The 988-nt window shown below is 65.6% G+C and carries 1 protein-coding gene; it reads left to right on the top strand.

Annotation, left to right across the window (positions count from 1 at the left end; all coding sequences use genetic code 11):
* Positions 1 to 132: 132 nt before the first annotated feature.
* Positions 133 to 963, top strand: a complete 831-nt coding sequence (locus AQJ30_RS22690; protein ID WP_245727022.1) for a helix-turn-helix domain-containing protein — start codon at positions 133 to 135, stop codon at positions 961 to 963.
* The last annotated feature ends 25 nt before the right edge of the window (positions 964 to 988 follow it).

The following is a 988-nucleotide window of genomic DNA, read 5'->3' on the forward strand; positions in this document are numbered from 1 at the left end:
ATGAGGTAGGGAAACCTGTAACAGCTGATCAAGGTGAGGCGTCTGGATCGGATGGTCCTCGCGCCTCGGGGGCCTGGGCTCTGCTGCCTCGTGGTGTAGAACCTGGTCATGGGGAGTGAGCGACAGGATCGAATGAAGGCGCTCGGGACGCGTCTTCGCGGGCTTCGTACCGAAGCTGGTCTAACTGGTGCCACGCTGGCGCAGCTGGCGGGAGTTGGCCAGCCGACAGTATCGAAGGTGGAGACGGGCCGGATGGTCCCCAGTGTTGACGTCTTGGGTCGTCTGTCCCGCGCCCTCGGTCTCGATGAGACGACCACTCGGGAGGTGCGTGACCTCCTGAGTGCTGTGGAAGCCGCGCAACACGCAACCCAAGCCACTGGCGCCGAAACGGCACTTGGCGGCGCGCTCGACGAAGCGGTGCGGTCCGCCCAGCTCGTCCGCTCCTTTCAGTGCGTCGTCCTGCCGGCCGTGCTTCAGAGCGCTGAGTACGCCCGGCATGTCTTCGACAGTGCACCGGATGCCACGCCGGAAGGGGTCGGTCGGGCCGTCGCCGCCCGTATCGAGCGGCAGAGCCTGTTGTATGAGCCAGGGCGTGAGTGGGTGTTCGTGCTGACGGAGGGGGTCCTTCGCACTTGGCCGGGGAGTCCCTCGCTCATGCTCGCCCAACTTGACCGGCTGTTGGCCGTCGAGAGCCTGAGCACAGTCCGCCTCGGGGTCATCCCTTGGCGTCGGGCCGTTCCCGTCATGCCTCGTCACGGGTTCAGTCTGTGCGACCGGGAGGCGGTGGTCGTCGAGACCTTCCGTGGTGAGCGGGTGTTGGCCGACTCCTCCGACGTCACTGCGTACGAGGGCACCTTCAGCCGCTTCGAGGAGGCTGCGACCTTCGGGTCCGACGTGCGGGAACTGCTGCTGCAAGTGATGAAGGACTTCCGAGCCCTGGGCGACGACAGTGCCACCCGTTAGAGGAATAATTCCTCTGCATGCCTGG

This window comes from Streptomyces longwoodensis, from assembly GCF_001514125.1.
In the GTDB taxonomy this organism is placed as follows: domain Bacteria; phylum Actinomycetota; class Actinomycetes; order Streptomycetales; family Streptomycetaceae; genus Streptomyces; species Streptomyces longwoodensis.